Source organism: Bradyrhizobium sp. UFLA05-108 (assembly GCF_059803455.1).
The window spans coordinates 1-18,734 of sequence record NZ_JBANAZ010000033.1 but is presented as its reverse complement, the minus strand read 5'-3'; the positions used below and the strand labels follow the sequence as shown (position 1 = coordinate 18,734).

At 57.1% G+C, this 18,734-nt stretch carries 13 protein-coding genes and 1 pseudogene; 13 read left to right on the top strand and 1 reads right to left on the bottom strand.

Translation table 11 applies throughout. The annotated features are described in order from the left end of the window. Positions 1-5: 5 nt before the first annotated feature. From SO140_RS23595 to SO140_RS23540, 12 genes and pseudogenes are all read left to right on the top strand, one after another. Positions 6-1,265 carry a CaiB/BaiF CoA transferase family protein gene (locus tag SO140_RS23595; RefSeq protein WP_498543187.1) on the top strand — a complete coding sequence of 420 codons (1,260 nt, stop codon included), beginning with the start codon at positions 6-8 and terminating at the stop codon, positions 1,263-1,265. Between the two features lie 120 nt (positions 1,266-1,385). Next, positions 1,386-2,438, top strand: a complete 1,053-nt coding sequence (locus tag SO140_RS23590; RefSeq protein WP_498543186.1) for an extracellular solute-binding protein — start codon at positions 1,386-1,388, stop codon at positions 2,436-2,438. A gap of 65 nt (positions 2,439-2,503) precedes the next feature. Further along, positions 2,504-3,385: an ABC transporter permease gene (locus SO140_RS23585; RefSeq protein WP_498543185.1), complete on the top strand. Its 882-nt coding sequence runs from the start codon at positions 2,504-2,506 to the stop codon at positions 3,383-3,385. Next, on the top strand, positions 3,375-4,175 hold the full coding sequence (locus SO140_RS23580) for an ABC transporter permease (protein ID WP_498543184.1): 801 nt from the start codon (positions 3,375-3,377) through the stop codon (positions 4,173-4,175). The genes SO140_RS23585 and SO140_RS23580 overlap by 11 nt, the downstream gene beginning before the upstream one ends. Positions 4,176-4,260: 85 nt before the next feature. Beyond that, complete coding sequence (locus tag SO140_RS23575) at positions 4,261-5,277, top strand: ABC transporter ATP-binding protein (RefSeq protein WP_498543183.1); 1,017 nt, start codon at positions 4,261-4,263, stop codon at positions 5,275-5,277. Between the two features lie 1,153 nt (positions 5,278-6,430). Then, positions 6,431-7,600, top strand: coding sequence for a M24 family metallopeptidase (locus SO140_RS23570; protein ID WP_498543182.1), 1,170 nt, complete (start codon positions 6,431-6,433; stop codon positions 7,598-7,600). Between the two features lie 1,507 nt (positions 7,601-9,107). Beyond that, positions 9,108-9,416: a hypothetical protein gene (locus SO140_RS23565; RefSeq protein WP_498543181.1), complete on the top strand. Its 309-nt coding sequence runs from the start codon at positions 9,108-9,110 to the stop codon at positions 9,414-9,416. A 466-nt stretch (positions 9,417-9,882) separates the two neighbouring features. Next, entirely contained in the window at positions 9,883-12,342 is a 2,460-nt protein-coding gene (locus tag SO140_RS23560) for a CaiB/BaiF CoA transferase family protein (RefSeq protein WP_498543180.1), read from the top strand. Positions 12,343-12,395: 53 nt separating this feature from the next. Further along, the gene (locus tag SO140_RS23555) at positions 12,396-13,286 is read left to right on the top strand and encodes a beta-keto acid cleavage family enzyme (RefSeq protein WP_498543179.1); all 891 of its coding nucleotides are present in this window, start codon (positions 12,396-12,398) and stop codon (positions 13,284-13,286) included. 60 nt (positions 13,287-13,346) lie between these two features. After that, a complete protein-coding gene (locus SO140_RS23550) occupies positions 13,347-14,759 on the top strand; it encodes a 3-hydroxyacyl-CoA dehydrogenase NAD-binding domain-containing protein (protein WP_498543178.1) in 1,413 nt (470 codons plus the stop codon). Between the two features lie 20 nt (positions 14,760-14,779). Then, positions 14,780-15,562 (top strand): SDR family NAD(P)-dependent oxidoreductase, encoded by a 783-nt coding sequence (locus SO140_RS23545; RefSeq protein ID WP_498543177.1) that lies wholly within the window; start codon positions 14,780-14,782, stop codon positions 15,560-15,562. Positions 15,563-15,641: 79 nt separating this feature from the next. Further along, a pseudogene (locus SO140_RS23540) lies at positions 15,642-16,394 on the top strand (IS5 family transposase). Between the two features lie 247 nt (positions 16,395-16,641). On the opposite strand, the gene SO140_RS23535 reads toward SO140_RS23540, so the two are convergent. Beyond that, positions 16,642-16,791, bottom strand: a complete 150-nt coding sequence (locus SO140_RS23535) for a hypothetical protein (RefSeq protein WP_498543176.1) — start codon at positions 16,789-16,791, stop codon at positions 16,642-16,644. Positions 16,792-17,339: 548 nt separating this feature from the next. On the opposite strand from SO140_RS23535, the gene ectB reads away from it, so the two are divergent. Then, positions 17,340-18,629, top strand: a complete 1,290-nt coding sequence (gene ectB, locus SO140_RS23530) for a diaminobutyrate--2-oxoglutarate transaminase (RefSeq protein ID WP_498543175.1) — start codon at positions 17,340-17,342, stop codon at positions 18,627-18,629. Positions 18,630-18,734: the final 105 nt, after the last annotated feature.

Genomic DNA, 18,734 nt, shown 5'->3' with positions numbered 1-18,734 from the left:
GCCAGATGTTTGCCGATCTAGGAGCGGAAGTGATTAAGGTGGAGCGTCCTAGAGTTGGAGACGACACAAGGGCGTGGGGGCCCCCCTTCCTGGCCGATGGTGCGGGCTGTCCAACGGCGGAAGCGGCCTACTTCCTTTCCTGTAATCGCGGAAAGAAGTCGGTCACCATTGATATCACAGATCCTGCCGGGCAAGAGCTGATCAAGCAATTGGCGGCGAAATCGGACTTCCTGCTTGAGAACTATAAGGTCGGCGGGCTGTCCAAATGCGGACTTGCCTATGAAGAACTGAGCCAGCTCAACAGGGGCTTGATCTACTGCTCTATCACCGGTTTTGGTCAGACTGGACCATATAAAGATCGCGCGGGCTACGATTTCATGATTCAGGCCATGGACGGTCTCATGAGTATAACAGGACTTCCGGACGGAGTGCCTGGAGGTGGTCCCGTCAAGGTGGGAGTTGCGATCACGGAGCTGTTCACGGGCATGTACGCGACCGTAGCGCTGCTTGCGGCGCTCCGACGGCGCACGAGAGAAGGACAAAGTATCGATCTATCCTTATTGGACGTTCAGGTCGCTACCTTGGCCAATCAAGCTCTGATGAATTATCTCACGTCAGGAGAAGTGCCTACGCGGCTAGGCAATGCGCATCCAAACATCGCGCCTTACGACGCGTTGCCGACATCTGTTGGACATATTATCGTTGCGGTTGGCAATGACCGCCAATTCACCCGATTCCGCGCAGCGGCGCGTCGACCGGATCTGTCTGCGGACCCACGCTTTGCAACGAATGCAGCCCGAGTCCAGAACCGCGGCATTCTGATCCCGGAACTCGCATTATTGATGTCCGAGCATTCGACAGATTACTGGTTGGATGCTCTTGAGGCAGTTCAAGTCCCCTGTGGACCGATCAACAACTTGGACCGGGTGTTCGAAGATCCTCAGGTTAGGCATCGTAAGACGTGCACAAATGTGGCTCATCCAGCCGGGGGAAAGCTTCGTCTCGTCGGCTCTCCGATGAAGTTCTCTCCGCACCTGTCACTGAAGCGCAGGCACCCCCGCTGCTCGGACAGCACACAGAAGAGGTTCTATCCGAACTGTTGGGGCTGCCGAGGAAGAGGATGGAGACACTTAAGGCGCGCGGCATCATTTAGCTTCCACCTGCGTGGCAATCAGTGGCGTCCCGGAAGGTTGAGCATTTCAGCTCTGGATCATTCACATGTCGAACTCATTTTGCGCGATCCGCAGACAAGACGCCGCACGTGACTTCAGACGACAAGTGGCGCGCCCGTGGACGAGGCATTCGCATCCGGGCGACGGTCCGTTCGTCGAGTGAAACGCGATACTTTCGTTTTTACTGCGGGGAACAAGAAGGAAGGTCGGAAAATGAAACGGCGAACATTTTTGAAAATCCTGTCAGCGACAGCAGCCAGCTCGCTGGCCGCACCCTATGTTCACTCACAGTCGAAAAAATTTGCGGGCATTACGCTGCGCATCAACGGATATGGTGGCGTCTATGACGAAGCCCTGGTGAAGGGGGTAGCGGCGCCGCTCGAGGAGAAGTATGCGTTAAAAATTCAATTCGTAGCAGGCGTAACATCGGCAGACCTCGTCAAGCTCATCGCAAACAAGGACAATCCTCCGTTCGACATGTTCATGGGCGATAGCCCTCACATGGTCGAACTCGTTAAGGCAGGGGTCGTCGAAGAGATCGAGCCGACAGACGTCCCCAGCCTAAAGCGGGTGCTTCCCGGGTTCCGTGAATTCGGCGATCATGGCGTGCCATTCAGTGTCGCGTCCGTCATCCCCGTGTACAACTCAAAATTCACCAAGCAGCCAATTACGTCATACTCCGATATCGCTCGACCTGATTTGGCAGGTCGCCTCGTCATTCCGGCCCCGGCGACGACGAGCAACAGCATATTCCTTCTGGCACTTGCTGAAGAAAATGGTGGCTCGATCTCGAACATGGAGCCAGCCTTCAAGATAATGGCCGAAGCGAAGCCGAATATCGTCGCGTTCGCTCTGACAAATGTGGCGGAGGTGCAGATGTTCCAGAACGAAGAGGTCCATGCAGGCATTTTCTGGGACGGTCGCGCCCATGAGCTGCGTGGAAAGGGTGTTCCCGTTGTGACCGTTGTCCCGCCTAAGGGCATTTGCTCCGTGACGAGCTATATCAACCTTGTCAAGGGAATGAAGTACCCAGAGGCGGCTCACGCGTACGCTGAGCAATTGCTCTCCAATCAGGGAATGCTGGCAATTCCCCAGGCGCTTCGGTATGGCGCAACAACCGATATCCATTTGCCGGAAGAGCTTCGCCAAGATCTCCTCTTTAACTCGTCAGAGCGAATTGCTCTTAAAATGAAGATCGATTGGCAAAGCCTGATGGCAAACCGCAGCTCCTGGATCGAGAGACTCAACAAGGAAATTCGAATCTAGGTGAGTCTTGCTTGGCGGGCTCCGGTACTTCCTTGCCATACAACACGAACTTCGAAAGGTCGATCGTGAAGGAGTACTTCCTAAATCGTCGTATTCTGATTCTAGCGGGTTTGCTGGCGCCGATGGTCTTGCTCCTCACAGGCTTTTTAGTCGTGCCAGTGTTGGGATTGCTACGCTCCAGTTTCCTGCCCAGCAATCATTTTCTCGATGGAAGCGGTTTCAGCCTCAAACAATACGTCCATTTCTTTTCGGATTCATTTTATTCCTCGGTTCTGTTGGAGACGTTCGTCGACGGATTTATCGTCAGCTTCGTTTGCTTGGTGATCGGTTTCCCCACGGGTTATTCGCTCGCTCGCCTGCCAGCATTCGCTCGGCGGTGGCGGATGATCATTGTCATCATGCCACTGACGCTCAGCCTTGTCGTTGTTGTATTTGGCTGGTTCGTCATGCTTGGGCGCAGCGGACTCATCAACTCAATATTCGTGAGCCTCGGTGTTTTTTCTTCGCCGAAGCAACTTCTTTTTACTCGGCCGGCCGTCCTAGCCGTGCTGGTGCAGCAGTTCCTTCCATTTATGATCTTGTCTGTCATGAGCGTCATCACTCAGATCGATCCCGTGATCGAGCAGGCCGCAGCTAATCTGCGCGCTAACCGCTTTGTAACGTTTCGCAAGGTTATCATTCCGCTCGCGGCTCCTGGCATTCTGGTCGGCTTCAATCTCGTCTTCGTGCTATCTATTTCAGCGTTTGTCACGCCCCGACTCATAGGCGGAGACCGCGTTACCATGCTCGGAAGCTTAATATATCAGAGGATCATGACGGAGCTGAATTGGCCGTCCGGCGCGGCGATGGCTTTCGTCCTTTTCGTTAGTGGACTCGGTATCACAACGGCGCTTAACGCCTTAGCTGCGTCGCGTGTGATCAGCAAGGGGCGACGTTATGCACTCTGATCCCGTCGACCGTCTGATGACGGTGTCCGGTGCGTCAATTCGGGCGGTCGTATATGCAATGCTCGCATTGCCTGCGATTCTGGTGATCGTGTCCTCATTCACCAGCGGAGACACAATGAAATTTCCGCCCATTGGGTTTTCGCTGCGCTGGTATCAAAAAGCGTGGGAGAATGAGTTGTTTATGACGGCGCTCTGGACGAGCACGTACGTTGCCGTGCTCGTTGCCGCCATGGCGCTAGTGATTGGCTTTGCCGGCGCTTTCGCGATCAATCGTTTTACGTTCCGAGGCAAATCGTTCCTGCAGGATCTTGCTTTCTCGCCATTGGTCGTCCCCGGTGTTGTCCTTGGTATCGGACTATTGCAGCTATTCGCGTGGTTGAAACTTACCCAGACAATCTACCCGTTGATCCTGGGTCATCTCGTTCTTGCGATTCCCTACGTGATGCGCACGATTCTAGCGAGCCTTACGCTACATGACCAAACGCTCGAGCAAGCTGCGATGAACCTCCGAGCCACGCCGTTGCAAGTCATCCGGCGCATCACTCTGCCCCTCATACTGCCCGGGCTGCTGTCGGCTGCGATCTTCGCCTTCGTGACATCGTTTGGAAACGTAACCGTTACGGCGTTTCTGACATACGGCGGCAATGTGACCCTGCCGGTTCAGATCTTTGCATATCTCGATACCAGCTACGATCCTCTCGTTTCGGCCGTATCGAGCATCATGATCGTCGTGACATTGGTCGTCATTTTGACAATCGAGCGCTTGATCGGCGCGGAAAGACTGGCGTAGGCCGGGAGGGGAGATGCTTACTTTAATTCGAGAGCCTAAAAATTCTGTTCGAGAGACTGGTGATTCTATCGTAGAACTGCGCTCTGTGTCCAAGCACTATGGAGAGACGATCGCCATTGCCAACATTTCGGTAAGCGCGCGTCGTGGTGAATTGATTTGCCTGCTGGGCCCTTCGGGCTGCGGCAAGACGACGACGCTGCGGATGGTCGCTGGATTTGTAGAACCGACCTCCGGGACCGTGAGCGTCAACGGTGTCGATATAACGCATCAGCCGCCTTATCGGCGGGATACCGGAATGGTGTTTCAGGGTTACGCGCTATTTCCGCATATGACCGTCGCGGAAAACGTCGCGTTTGGCCTCGAGAACTTGAAGTGGCCCCGCGACAAGCGCGAGAAGCGCATTCGGGAGATGCTCGAACTCGTGGAGTTGCCTCATCTTGCTCAGCGACTGCCAACTCAACTTTCCGGTGGCCAGCAACAACGTGTTGCGCTTGCTCGTGCGCTGGCGATACGCCCGGCAGTACTGCTTCTAGACGAGCCCTTCTCGAATTTGGACGCGCAGTTGCGGGTTCGCATGCGCGAACAGCTGCAAGAGGTGGTCCGAACTGTTGATGTCACAACTCTCTTCGTTACACATGACCAGGAAGAGGCGCTTTCAATGTCAGACCGCATTGTGGTCATGAATGCTGGTCAGGTTGAACAGATTGGGACGCCTGGTGAGATTTATGAAACTCCGGCAACATCTTTCGTTGCGAAATTTATCGGCTGGTGTTCCTTGCTGAAGGGCATGGTAGATGCTGACGGCGCTTTCACGTCAACTGCCGGCCTAAGGCTCATGGGTAATTGGAAGCCTGGGTCCAGCACCGCAGTCATTCGGCCGGAGCAGGTGACGCTGTCGACCGACGGCGCGGCCGGGCCATCTCATCAGGCGCGCGTCCTTCAATCCCATTATTCCGGAGGGGCGACACGGCTCCTGCTCGATCTTAACGGTGAGCAACTGATGACGCAGGAGCGGTTTTTGTTTGGAAACCATCCCAAGCCTGGCGATCTGCTCAACATCACGATTAATCCGATCGACGTCCGTGTTATTCCAGGCGAATAGAGACTTTCTCCCCTTCGCTCATCCGAAAGGGAGGGGATTAGTTGGCAATTGACCCAGTGCGCGACGCCGGGCACCCCGTGCAGTCGCGACAGAGGTCATCCATCTCTGACCGAATTCGCTCGAGCTGGAACTCGGCCGAACGGTCGGGATCGCGGCGCCTCCAAGGGTCGCGATCTGCGCCTCTCAAAGGGGCTCTGCCGGCGCAGGCGCCAGATCTCGTTGACCACCTAGTGCAGCTTGATGGAGCATTTATCTGCGGCACATCGCCGAACTTGCGGGTAGTCTTTTCGTCGCTGAGATGGCCGGCGCGCTCGACTTGGAAAGGACCATCGCCGGAGAGTCCGGGTTGAAGCATTGCCCACGGCCGGGAGGAGGGGTGGTGGAACGGTCCTTTACACAGACTGAGACGCAGGCAGGCCATTGTGGAGGGCGGCTTATGAATGCGCGCCTATACTAGCCTGGAGATTCGTTCCGCTCGAGGCATCATGCTTTCCGTATCGAAAACTCACCCCTACAGAACAACCACTGATCGGGCGCGGCGATGCCGCGGCAGACGTCTTTATTCAGGGCGGCATTGAATAGTCCGATCGGCTGCAAGGCATTATCGAGAAAGCTGCAGTGCTCGGAGCGAGGATGACCAAGGAGCTGGGAGGCTGATGACTCCGAATCCGCGGGGGATTGCAGCCCTTTAAAGGCAACAACAACCAAACTGTTTACGAATCGTTGATCCAAAACGGTCGCCACGGTGAAGACGGTTCGGCGAATGCGCGCATCAGGCCAATTTTTGCAGTATTGCTGCGTGTGATCTAGTAAATCGCTGCTTCCATCGATGTCGATTTGCTAGCCTGGAAACTCGAGACCTCAACACGACACATTGGCGTTGAATCGGGAGCGAACAACTTTCGGTGCCGAACAGGACGCTTGTGAATGAGATGCGTCATGCCAATATCGCGACCCAGAGCTGACAAAGATCCTGGACTGATGGACGCGACATTTCTCACAAGGCCGGCCTTTACGTCGACATCAGGTTTTGCCGCTCTGCCAAAGGAAAGGCGCTCCGATGTCGCCACAGGCCCGACATACGCACTGTTGACCTGATGACCTGATTAAGAACACAAGAGAAGAGCTGATATTCTAGGAAGGAGTTGAAATCATGGCAATGCCAAGAGCCTCGCAGGCGTTCCCCCGGTCTGAATATTTGCGAAGATTGACTGCCGTTAAGTCAGAGATGGAGCGACGTGAGGTTGAAGTGCTGGTGGTCACCACCCCGGCCAACATTACGTACCTTTCCGGATACACGGCAAAGTCCGGATATGTGCCGCAAGGGTTGGTCGTCTCTCTAAAGGATGAAGAGCCGACCTTCATCACACGCCGCATGGACGCACCAGCGGCACTGCATCAGATGTTTGTCGAGCGGAGCCATGTAATTGGCTATCCAGAGGCGCTCATCGCCAATCCCGATCAAGACGGATACGATGCGATAATCGACTTGATTTTGGATAACGGGCTTGGCCGCAAGGGGATCGGCCTTGAAGCGAAATTCTTGCCGGCTTTGACCGTCGAGAAGTTCAGGTCTCGAGCTGCTGAAGCGAAAATTGCCGATTTCACCAACGCCGTTACCTGGATTAGAGGTGTGAAATCGGATCTGGAAATTGCAATGATGCGCGAAGCCGCCGCCATTTCCGACGCCGGAATGCTCAGAGCAAAGGAAGTCATTCGGCCCGGCGTGCGCGAAGCCGACGCTTCCGCCGAGATCGTTGCGACACTGGTGCGGGGCGCCAATGGTAAGTCGGGCACAGATATCGCAAGCTTCTTTCTGTGCTCTACGCCACGCACGTCTACGTGTCATATTCGCTGGACCGAGGACGTCTTCCAACAGGGTTCACAGATCAACCTCGAATTTACCGGGGTGCGCCACGGCTACACCTCCCCGCTCATGCGCACGATGTCGATTGGTAAGCCATCAGACTATATGAGGAGGTTGCATGAGGGGGAGGTTGCTGGATTGGAAGCCGCGCTTGCCACTGCCAAGACCGGAAAGACCTGTAGCGATGTCGCGGTGGCTTTCAACACCACTCTGAAAAAGTATGGTTTTGAGAAGGAATCGCGGTGTGGCTACGCTGTCGGGATCGATTGGACAGAACCGACCGCCAGCCTCAAGGAAGGTGATACAACAATCCTGAAGCCGAACATGACTTTTCACCTCATGCTTGGAAACTGGATCGGTGAAGATGTCGGGTACGCGATCAGCGAAACTTTTCGCGTTACCGACGCTGGCGGTGAACCATTAACGAAATTGCCTCGCGAGTTCTTCGAGCTTTGATTTCGTGACGCATCGTCACAATAGTCGCTATGCGCCCGCAGGCAAGGAGATCCCGTACCTACAGGCTTTGGTGAAGATGCTCAAGGTACGAGTTTCGCACAAAGGCGCCAGTCTCGTGTTCGTTCAACGCCCCAGGCCCAAGTGAAAGGCCACTATGAAGAGGCGGCAGTTCAGGCAGAGAGACATTGCCAAATTTCTCCTTCTATTCATGAAACGCCGCGCGTGAGCTGGGCGATTCCGCTGGCACAGCACGTGGATGAATCCAGGCCGAGACGGAAGGTTGTCGGAACGAGTTGGACATATTCGCCTCGATTTCAGAATGCCCCACCGCGTAAATGATGGCGTCCACGACCCCGGGGCGGGGCCGAACGCCGCCGCGCTGCGAACCAAATTCTGAGGCTGGTCGGGCTTGAGCGCTTCGAACGCTTCTACCCCTCGCAGCTCTCCAGCGGGACGCAGTAGCAAGTTGAGATCGCTCGGGTTCTGATCAATTAACGCGGGTTCTGTTAATGGATGAGCCGTTCGGCGCGCTGGACGCCCAGACCCATTGTATGATGCAGGAGGTGCCGAGATCTGAACGAAAATTCCGACGACCGGTGTTCGTCGCTCATGATATTTGAAGGAGCGTTGCTCCTGGCCGATCGAACTATCGTCATGAGCGCAAGAACGGAAGACATTCTCCTGCTATCTGCGCGGCCAAGGAACGCCGAACTTGTCACCGAGAGAGAGTTCGTACAACTCAAGCGCCGCGTGCTCACCTTTTGCGACGCCCGAATACCGCCGCCCCGCTGCCACACCAGAGTCTGCTTGGGATACCGAACCGGCTAGGTCTTAGGGAGTACGGAAAAAGCGGCATTAAAGGTCGAGGGGGCACTCGAGGAGCAAAACGGGTGACGAGACCCAGCGAGGCCAGCGGTCGCAACCCTAAATTGGTCTAGCGAGAGGCCGGTAACGTCAACGGTAAGCGTCGTTCCGCTCCCAGCGAGTCTGGCGATCGCCTGAACGGCGCTGAAAGAACACGCTCCCTGGACGGCTCAAGCCGTAGTGCTCGCGCAGTTTTTTGCGGTGTAGTCGTGACGGGACAGGCGTGCCCTTTCGCAAGATCGGCATGACTAGACTTGCTCGGCGAAGAGATCGAAGCCTCCGGGCAGCCAAGAGGACATGACGTTGGAGCCTTCAGCCGTCCATTCTCGAGCCAGGGTCCTGGATGTTTTCGACGATCTTCTCCGGCCGCCACGGTAATCACCCAGTGGCCACGTGCGCCAGCAAGTCGCTGTACGAGGCGACGAACTGTCGGCCCCTCACGATCACTCGATAACCAGCTTGAATCGACTTGCCTAGCTGCGCGCCGCAGATGTCGATCAGGTGATGCGGGAAGAAGCCTTCAAGAGTGAATCCGTTCAGATCAGGGCCGGTCATCTGCTGAAGTTAGGCCAGCGAAGATTCCGGATGAATTAACTCATTGAATCCCTCGTGCAGCCAGTCAGCCTCGGCTCGAGTGCTGGCAATGAAGGGACTGATGCCAGGCAGCATCTTGATCTCACCAGGACTGCGGCCGAACGCGGATGTCGGCATGGACCTCCTGAGCGCTCGCTGGCGTCTGGTGTGCCATGAAGATCGCCTCAGCAAGGTGGACAGCAAAGGCGCGTGCAGCGTCGGACGAGTTGGTCTGGATATAGACCCTCAGTCCCTGGCTGCAGCCGCGAGCGTTGAGCGGGCCTCGCATGCGGAAGTGCTTTCCGACATGGTTGATCGTGTCGATATTGCTCGTGTCGGCGAAAATGTCCGCACTGCGCCAGCTCCTGATACTACGTGACGTTGAGAACGCGGTCGGTGGTAGAGGACTTGTAGCGCCGGGTCGCCTCGTGATGAGCGTCTGGATAGATGAAGAAATACAGAGAAAGTTATATTTGCTCATTCCTTCGCAGATGCTGGTCCATGTTGGACGGCGGTGTCACCGTTTGCGCGCTCGATTGAACTCTATGTCAACGATCAATGTGTCGATGTAATAGCCGTACGTCGACAAGCCGTCCTCTCACCCACCACAAAATCGCCTGACCAATCCGGCCACAACAATCCAGAAGACCGCGGCGCACAGGCTCGACCATCGCTTAAGAACTCTACTGGAGTTGAATGTCAATACCGCCCAATAGTCATTCTCTGGAATCAAACATACTCCTGCTCACCAGAGTAGGTAGTGCCTCGATCGGTTGCTAGTGGTGTAAAGCTGACAACTCCCCGTATCTCGTATCGTGAGATAGATTATGTTTCCGAGCGTCACAATGGATCCCTCGACGGGAGTGTTTTCCCATCTGCGGGTGGTCGAAATCGGTAGCTCGGCCGCAACTAGCTACTGTGCGCGTTTGTTTGCCGATTTCGGTGCTGATGTCCGGAAGGTCGAGCCGCCGCTAGGTGATGCACTTCGACGGAGTTCGCCATTAACGCCTAGCGGCCTGAGCGCATGGTTCGCGTTTTTGAACTTCAACAAGTCAAGCATCGTCATCGATCCGACCGTGCCACAGGCGAGCACACGACTGACAACATTGATCGAGGATTGTGACATTCTGATCGATGGTCGCGAAGTCGATGCGGCAGATTGCCCCCTTATTGATTTAGCCGCGGTCCGCCAGCACCGTCCGGGGTTGATTTGCCTCCAAGCGAGCTGGTTCGGCCGAAATGGGCCCTATACAGGATTCGCTGCAACCGATTCAACCGTTCGTGCGCTCGCCGGCCTTATCAAATTGGTTGGGCCGCCAGAAGGCCCGCCGATGCACGCACCGGATTTCCAAACGGGTATCCTCGCTGGCCTGTGGGGCTTCATTGCCGCCGCTTCCTCGGCGGTTGCACAAGTGCAGGGCGGAGGAGGACGATCGTGGTCGCTCAGCATTTTCGAATCCAGCCTCGCTCTCAGTGAGTATCTCCTGTCAGAGGCGTTTGCGTGCGGCGACGTGATGCGCCGGATTGGCACTAACCGCTTTTGGCCAGGCTCTCCAGTTGGCATTTACGAAACTAGAAAGGGCTGGCTTGGCGTCACGGTGATAACACCGGCCCAATGGCGGGCATTCTGTGACATGCTCGGCCTATCCGAATTGCGTGATGAATCGGCTTGGATCACCGGCGAAGAACGCCTGAAACACCTGGAACAGATCGAACGAGTGTTTATGCCGAGGTTGAAAGCGCGGACCGCACAGGAGTGGTTCGCAGAGGGGCGAAAACGAAGGATTCCCATCGTGCCAGTGCCGGAAATATCCGATCTGCTTCAGGATACCGAGCAGAAAGTGCGCGGCGCGATCGTACCTGTTCAGCTTGGCGAAGAAGAGGGCCTGACGGTCGGCTCAGTGCAGCGGTTGACATTGACGCCGCCGCGTCGGGGAGGAAAGGTTCCGGCCCTGGGCGAGCGGCAGATTATCGAGAATGTGCGACGAGATTCGGCCCGCACTGCGTCGGCGTCACGCAGCCGCATCGATGCCACCCGGCAGCCCTTGCAGGGAATTCGGGTCATCGACTTCTCGATGGGCTGGGCAGGTCCGTTGTGCACGCGCACACTAGCTGATCTCGGAGCGGACGTCATCAAAATCGAGGCTATCCAGTATCCGGACTGGTGGCGCGGTGTTGACCGACGGCGCGCCTTTATCGATGCACAGATGTACGAAAAGATGGCGCGCTTCTGCATCATGAACCGCAACAAGCGTGGTATCACACTCGACCTCAGGCGAGCGCAGGGCCTCGCTCTCGCTAAACGGCTTTTGGCGGGAGCTGATGTCGTCGTCGACAATTATTCGGTCGATGTGCTCCCGAAGCTCGGGCTTGGCTACGATGTGCTCAGGACGCTCAACCCTCGGCTCGTCATGATGTCAATGTCGGCCTTTGGCGCAAACAGCGTCAATCGGGATTGCCGGGCCTACGGATCGACTCTTGAGCAGGGCTCGGGATTGCCAAGTGTGATCGGAAACGCCGACGGTCCACCCGTGATGAGCCACATTGCGTTCGGGGATGCTGTCGGTGGGCTCAATGGCTGCGCTGCAGTTCTGGTCGCGCTGATTCACGCCCGCAACACCGGGCTGGGTCAGTTCATCGATCTCGCCCAGATCGAATGCATGATGCCGTTTGCGGCACCATGGATCACCGTTCATTCGATCAGTGGTAAGCCACCAAGAAGGTATGGCAATCGCCATCCGCACTTCGTACCGCATGGCTGCTTCCGATGTGCGGGTGAAGACAACTGGATCATGGTAGCGGCGACGGACGAAGAGATGTGGCAGAGGCTTGCCTTAGTTATTGGGCGGCCAGACTGGGTCGCGGACCCGTCGCTAAAATCCAAGGAAGGTCGCCGTGGCATCGAAGATGTCCTGGAGAGAGGTATCGAAGCGTGGACGCTCACCCGCGACGCGGATCAGGCCATGTCTGAGTTACAAGCCGCGGGGGTTGCTGCCGGCGTAGCCCGTCTCCCAATTGACCTGCTTAACGATCGGCATCTCCGGTCGCGCGTGTTTCTGCAAGAGGTCGAACGCGCTTTCATAGGCAGGCATCCGCAGCCGTCATTGCCGATTCGCGAGGGTTTGGAGCCCTATCCAATCCGTGCAGCGGCGCCGATGCTGGGACAACACAACATAGAAATCCTGTCGGAACTTCTCGGCCTCTCTGACGCTGAAATGGCGCAGTTGGCCAGCGAGGGTATCATCGGTACAGCGATGCTTCCTGAAGGGGAGCTCGAAACAACAAAGAAGGTCTTATCAGACTGAAAATAGCCGCTACGACCCGGATTGGTATGTCTCCCAGCGGAAAGGAGAGTGAGATGATTTCCGAAGTTTTTATCACCTGTGCGCTAACAGGGGGTGGAAATACGCCAAACTATACGAATGTGCCGGTAACCCCGGAACAAATTGCTGAATCGGCGATTGAGGCGGCGCGTGCTGGAGCGGCGGTGATGCACATCCACGTGCGTGATCCCGAGACCGGGCGGGGTTCGCGGGATCCAGCGCTGTATCGGGAAGTGGTGCAGCGCATTCGGAAGTCGGATGTGAACCCGGTAATCAACCTGACCACGGGGATGGGCTGCGCCCTGGTGCTGGGGGGGGCGGAGTCTCCGCTGCCGCCGGCCGCCGGGACAGACATGGTGGGCGCGCTTGAGCGGCTGGTGCACATCGAAGAGCTGCGCCCCGAGATCTGCACACTGGATTGTGGGACGCTGAACTACGGCACCCGCGACGAGTTGATCCTGGTCAACACGCCAGCGACCGTGCGCGCGATGGCTGCACGCCTGCAGAAGCTTGGGGTACGTCCTGAGCTCGAGGTATTTGACACCGGTGATTTGGTGATGGTGAATGATTTGATCAAAGAGGGGCTGATTAACGATCCGCCGTTGATCCAGCTCTGCATGGGGATTCCCTATGGCGCGCCCGGCGATCCGACCACGCTGATGGCGCTAGTGCACCGTCTGCCGACGCGCGCCGTCTACTCGACCTTCTCAATTGGACGGATGCAGCTCCCGTATGTGGCGTTGGCACCGTCGGTCGGCGCTAACGTACGGGTTGGGCTGGAGGACAACCTGTATCTCTCCCGCGGGCGGCTGGCGACTAACGCCGAGCTCGTGCAGCGGGCGGTAGAAATTCTCGAGCGGATCGAGGTGCGGGTGATGCCCCCGGATGAGGTGCGTGAGAAGCTCGCGCTCAAAGTTCGTGCCTGAGAGGGCAGTGACAGTGAGGTCATGCCTAAGGGATCGCACTTCTCTGAGAGCCGGCCGCGAGTGATCGGGCTGCTGGGCGGCTGCATCGGAGGAGACGAGGCCGCACAGTTCGTCTTCAACGGAGTGGACGTGCGGCTGTATGGCCCGTCGTCTCGTGCGGTCGAGCGCGTGCAGAAAATACTGGGCAACACGAGGCAGGCGTATCGGGGGGTGAAGCCGGTTCCTCTGCTGGCCGAAAGGGCGCTCACGGTAGTGGCGTCGGCCGCGAACGCGGTGCTCGGCGTGGAGCTCTTGCGGAAGTCCGAGCCGGAGCGCCTGGAGCTCAAGCCGCAGCTGCTCGCGGCCCCCGGCCGCGCGCCCGTGCTTGGGGCCCTGATCTGCTCCTCGGCCTCGGAGCTTCGACCGTTGTTGTTGCGGGCGGAGATGCAATATCCCAAGCACCTGCTCGTCACAAGCCCGTCCAAGCCGGTCTACCTACTGCCGCTCATTGAACAGTGCGCCGCAGAGCGCGTGACGCCTGAGACGCCGGAGCGCGCGACGGAGATCTATCGGACGAATATGGTGATGCACCCGCTCGGGTTGCGCAAAGAGGTGCGGAGGTTCATCGCGAACCGGCCGCAGAAGTCGATATTGCGCGAGGCGCTCTGGCTGGTGCGCGGCGACCCGGGCACAGTGCAGCGGATCGATGACGCGGTCCGCTGCTCCTTCGGGCTGCGCTGGGCAGTCATAGGTTTCTTCCACATCGGCGACGGCGGAATTGGCGTCCAGCAGTCCATGGAGAAATGGCGACCTGAGCTCAAGTGTCCATGGAGGAATCTCACCGACGTGCCCGAGGTGACCGATGCCTTCCTAGACAAATTTGCCGAGCGGTCAGACGCTCGGGCCGAGAATCCGACTGTCCCTGACCCCGAACAGAGGCGTGACGACTGCTTGGTGGCCTTGCGCGCACGGAGCTGCGGCGCGGTCGACACGCTCGCGCCCTGGGAACAGCGGCTGCGTGATGGCGCTCGGCAGCTCATGAATGGCCCCGGCCCGCTGCGAATGCAAAGGCGACGGATACCGTCTGCCTGGATCGACTACAACGGCCGCCTCATTGCGGGGCGCCACCTCCAGGTCTGTGGTAACGCCACCGACACTTTGAGCCCATTGCATCGGCGTCGATGGCGAGTCCCACCCGAAGTTCGGCAGTTACCACAGTCGAAACGCGCCCCTCTCAACTCTGGGAACTATCCGCCGTCGACCGGGCCCACGTCTTCACGCTCCTCGGCGCCGACGACGAGTGCCTTCAGCTCTCAGCTATTCCGCGCACCCACGCTAGAGGGTGACGAGGAGGCCGGCTGTTCACGGGCTAGAAAATGCGGCGCAACGTCAGCACCGGCAGCGGACCTGTGTCCAACTCCCACGATACATTTTGGCGAGGTTGGCCGCGTTCTGTCGCGCGCAATGGCGTACCGCCGGTACCATGTGGCTTGAATGCTCAAGAAGGGGTAACGATGTCGAAGGATGGATTGTGCGTGATCGTGACGGGTTCGGCGTCGGGACTTGGCGCCGCGACCGCGAGGCTATGGGCCAAAGGTGGGGCACGCATCGTGGTCAATTATTCGAACAGCCAGAAGGAAGCCGAAGCCACGGCCGAAGGCTGTCGTAAGGCGGGCGCTGCCGAGGTCGTTGTAATACAGGGCGACGTCTCGCGCGATGAGGATTGCAAGAAAATCGTTGCGGCTGCCGCGCGCTGGGGGCGGCTCGACGTGCTCGTCAACAATGCCGGCACAACAAAACATGTGCCGCATCACAATCTCGAGGGGCTCTCAGCGGAGGATTTCCAGCGCATCTATGCCGTCAATACCATCGGGCCGTACCAGATGATCCGTGCGGCGCGCTCTCTGCTCGAGGCCAGCGCCAAAGTGGGCAGACTGCCTGCCGCGGTGGTAAACGTCTCCTCGGTCGCAGCCATCAGCGGTGCCAGCTCATCGGTCGCGTACTCAGCGAGCAAAGGCGCGCTGAATGCCATGACGCTGCCGCTGGCGCGGGCGCTGGCCCCTTCCATTCGCGTCAACACTGTTTGTCCCGACTATATCGATACAGCTTGGTTCACCAAGGGCCGTGGCGAGATCGCTGCCCGACAAGTGCGCGATGCCGTGGTGGCGCGTGTGCCTCTTAAGGTTGTCTCGACCGCCGAAGACGTAGCCCAGCTCGTCTGCTTCCTCGCGAGCCCGGCCTCGAGCAACATGACCGGCGAATGCGTGCGCATCGACGCCGGCATGCATCTGATCTAGAGCCTGTCTTCAGTTGAGGTATTCCCAAATCAGGGAATGAGTGATTCATGGGTGGTCGGATTTTGGAGGGGGCCAGCCGATGCGACGCTGCGCATTACGCGACGACCAATGGGAGCGGATCAAAGAGTTTCTGCCGGGACGCGAAGGTCATGTCGGTGGTACCGCTGCCGACAATCGATCGTTCGTCGACGCGGTTCTGTACCGATACAGAGCGGGGATCCCCTGGCGCGATCTGCCGGAGCGTTTCGGGAACTGGAAGGTGGTCTATCAGCGCTTCAGCCAGTGGGCGAAGAGTGGCGTTTTCGAGCGCATTTTCAAGCTTTTGGCGAGTGATCACGACAACGAATACATGATGATCGACGCCACGATTGTCAGTGCCCATCAATACGGTGCTGGCGCGCGTAAAAAAAACGGCGACCAAGCGATCGGCCGGTCACGGGGTGGACTGAGCACCAAAATTCACGCGCTCGTCGATGCGTTGGGTAATCCCGTGGAGTTGAATGCTTTCGCCAGGACAAGCCAATGATCTCACCTGTGCAGAGCCGCTGCTTGAGAATTCCGATCCAGCGGCCTTGATTGGCGACAAGGCCTACGACGCCGATGCCTTTATCCAAGCCCTCACCAACAGGCAAATCACCTCGGTCATTCCTTCTCATCCCGCTGCGCGATTCCGCTAGCGTGTGATTTCGCCCTCTATTGCGAGCGCAACCTCGTCGAGCGCTTCTTCAACAAACTCAAGCACTTTCGCGCTATCGCAACGCGCTACGATAAGCTCGCTAGAAACTTTGTCGCCGGCGTATACCTGGCCTCGGCTTTCATCTTGCTCAACTGAAGACAGGCTCTAGTAAGGACGCAAAAAATCTCTCTTCGTCAGGCGCTGGCTTGGCCCATCACGGCTGTGCATGGAACTCGAGCCGACCCAGCCATGACGTTCGCTCGGGAGCAACTCACCTGTTGTAATCCGGGAGCACACGAGGAGCGAGAAGTTCGTGCCGGTGATAAAGGTCGCGGTCTATTCGGCCCCTTATTATGTGAATATTGACGCGTCAGCCGTTCTTCATTCTGCCGAAGACTCCGAATCAAAAGCGGTCCGAAAGCTTCTGATCGAACATCAGTTTTTCGGTGATGGCCGGCTCGGCAACCCAATCCTTGTCTACCAGAGCAGAAGGAAGTCCGCGTAGTCGAATGCGCCAGTCCAGTTGCCGCCGAGATCTTTCGCCGAGCTGCATGCGAAATTCGACAATGCCACTTGAGTCTGCAGCTCCAACCTGCACCGAGCAATACCCGAGCGCTATGGCATCGCCAACACTGACTGCCTGATGGTACAATCTCGGCAACTGCGCAGCTCGAGCTCGGCAACGCTCAGGAGGCGGTTGCAGACCGCGATTCCGCGATGATCTCACCCACGATTCAGGGATGATGTCGCCCGGGCGTGGAGGCGTTGTGGCGGTCGTTTTCTGTCACTGGTAAAGCCCCGCGGTCAATTGTGATTGCAGCTCGACCAGCTCTTTTCCTCTGGTGTTCTGTGGGTATGTGGGCAACGCGGTAAGCGTTGTCCAAGCGCAGCGACTTGGCCACAGGTCCCTTCGCGCTCGCGCAAGATGGCGCCAAAGACTACGAGCATTGGTAGGTTCGTTATTCTCGGTTCTCATGTATGCGAGTGGAGCCATTCTGGGCCGCACGCACTGCAATATGAGTCCCGCCGAACACAAGTCGTTATGTCCACAGCCCCAATCTCGGAAGCCTAACTCATTGAACCACTACCCAGGATACCACCATGCGTGAAGTGATCAGCAACCAGGCGCGTAAACTGCAGGCGATTGAAGTCCTAGAATCGAACGTCCGCTGGTACTCACGTTCGTTTCCGGCTATTTTCAGTCGAGCGCGCGGATCTATTATGTTAACCGAAGATGGACGAAAGATCATTGACTTTCTCTCTGGTGCTGGAGCGCTGAACTACGGCCACAACAATCATGACATCAAAGCCGCAATTACGGAGTATCTAGCATCGGATGCTGTAGTCCACGGGCTTGACATGGCCACGCCTGCAAAGCTCGAATTTATGGAGACATTCAACTCTGTCATCCTTCGGGAACGGGGCCTGAAATACCGACTCCAGTTCACGGGGCCAACAGGTGCTAATGCTATAGAGGCAGCCTTAAAGCTCTCACGTAAAGTCACGGGACGCCAAAATATCATTTCATTCACGCATGGATACCATGGCTTGAGTTTAGGAGCGATTGCTGCGACCGCTAATCGTTTTCATCGCAGAGCCAGTGGCATTTCTTTGGCTGGCGCAACTTTCATGCCTTATGATGGCTATCTTGGGCCAGCTGTGGATGCGGCTGAGTACATGCGAAAGGTATTGCTGGACACGAGCAGTGGCATCGATGCTCCGGCCGCCATTCTCGTCGAATCTGTGCAGGGAGAGGGGGGGATAAACGTAGCTCGCAAAGAGTGGTTGCAATCAATTCAGGCCATAGCAAAGGATGCTGGTGCCCTTTTCATAGTTGATGATATCCAGATGGGCTGTGGTCGGACGGGCGAATTCTTTAGCTTCGAGTTTGCGACGTTGTCGCCAGATATTGTTGTAATGTCCAAATCGCTAAGTGGCTATGGCCTGCCACTATCAATGTTATTGATCAAAGAAGGAATCGACTCCTGGCTGCCAGGAGAACACACCAGCACGTTTCGCGGCAATAATCTTGCGCTTGTATCTGCAACCGCAGCAATAAACATTTATTGGCGCGGCCATACGTTCTCGCAGAAGGTTCTCCGCATGGGAGAACTTATGCGATCCCGCCTTGAGGCCATTGCATTACAGTATAGAAACAGTTTTGCTGTTCGAGGGCGGGGCATGGCGTTGGGTTTTGACTGCCAAATGCCCGAAGTCGCAGAGGCCACGACGCGCAAGGCATTTGAGAAGGGATTAATTGTGGAACGATGTGGCCCCAATGATCAGGTTATAAAGCTTTTGCCTGCACTCACGATCGATGCTGAGACACTAGATCAAGGGCTTAAGATGTTCGAGGAATCCTTGTCCGAAGCACTGGAGACTGTGGGGTGAGGAGCGACAACCGCCGGAGTAACTCGCTCTAGCAGGCTGTTGAAGAACTCAGCCGCGTTCGCAAACGAAGGCTGAATCGTCGCCATTATGGATGTAGAAGTGGCC

Bases quoted from the DNA above. Each gene is read 5' to 3' on its own strand.
- SO140_RS23560 (WP_498543180.1), top strand. From the start codon at position 9,883: ATGGATCCCTCGACGGGAGTGTTTTCCCATCTGCGGGTGGTCGAAATC.
- SO140_RS23545 (WP_498543177.1), top strand. From the start codon at position 14,780: ATGTCGAAGGATGGATTGTGCGTGATCGTGACGGGTTCGGCGTCGGGA.
- ectB (WP_498543175.1), top strand. From the start codon at position 17,340: ATGCGTGAAGTGATCAGCAACCAGGCGCGTAAACTGCAGGCGATTGAA.
- SO140_RS23555 (WP_498543179.1), top strand. From the start codon at position 12,396: ATGATTTCCGAAGTTTTTATCACCTGTGCGCTAACAGGGGGTGGAAAT.
- SO140_RS23580 (WP_498543184.1), top strand. From the start codon at position 3,375: ATGCACTCTGATCCCGTCGACCGTCTGATGACGGTGTCCGGTGCGTCA.
- SO140_RS23535 (WP_498543176.1), bottom strand. From the start codon at position 16,791: ATGCAGCTCGGCGAAAGATCTCGGCGGCAACTGGACTGGCGCATTCGA.
- SO140_RS23565 (WP_498543181.1), top strand. From the start codon at position 9,108: ATGAAGGGACTGATGCCAGGCAGCATCTTGATCTCACCAGGACTGCGG.
- SO140_RS23570 (WP_498543182.1), top strand. From the start codon at position 6,431: ATGGCAATGCCAAGAGCCTCGCAGGCGTTCCCCCGGTCTGAATATTTG.
- SO140_RS23595 (WP_498543187.1), top strand. From the start codon at position 6: ATGTTTGCCGATCTAGGAGCGGAAGTGATTAAGGTGGAGCGTCCTAGA.
- SO140_RS23590 (WP_498543186.1), top strand. From the start codon at position 1,386: ATGAAACGGCGAACATTTTTGAAAATCCTGTCAGCGACAGCAGCCAGC.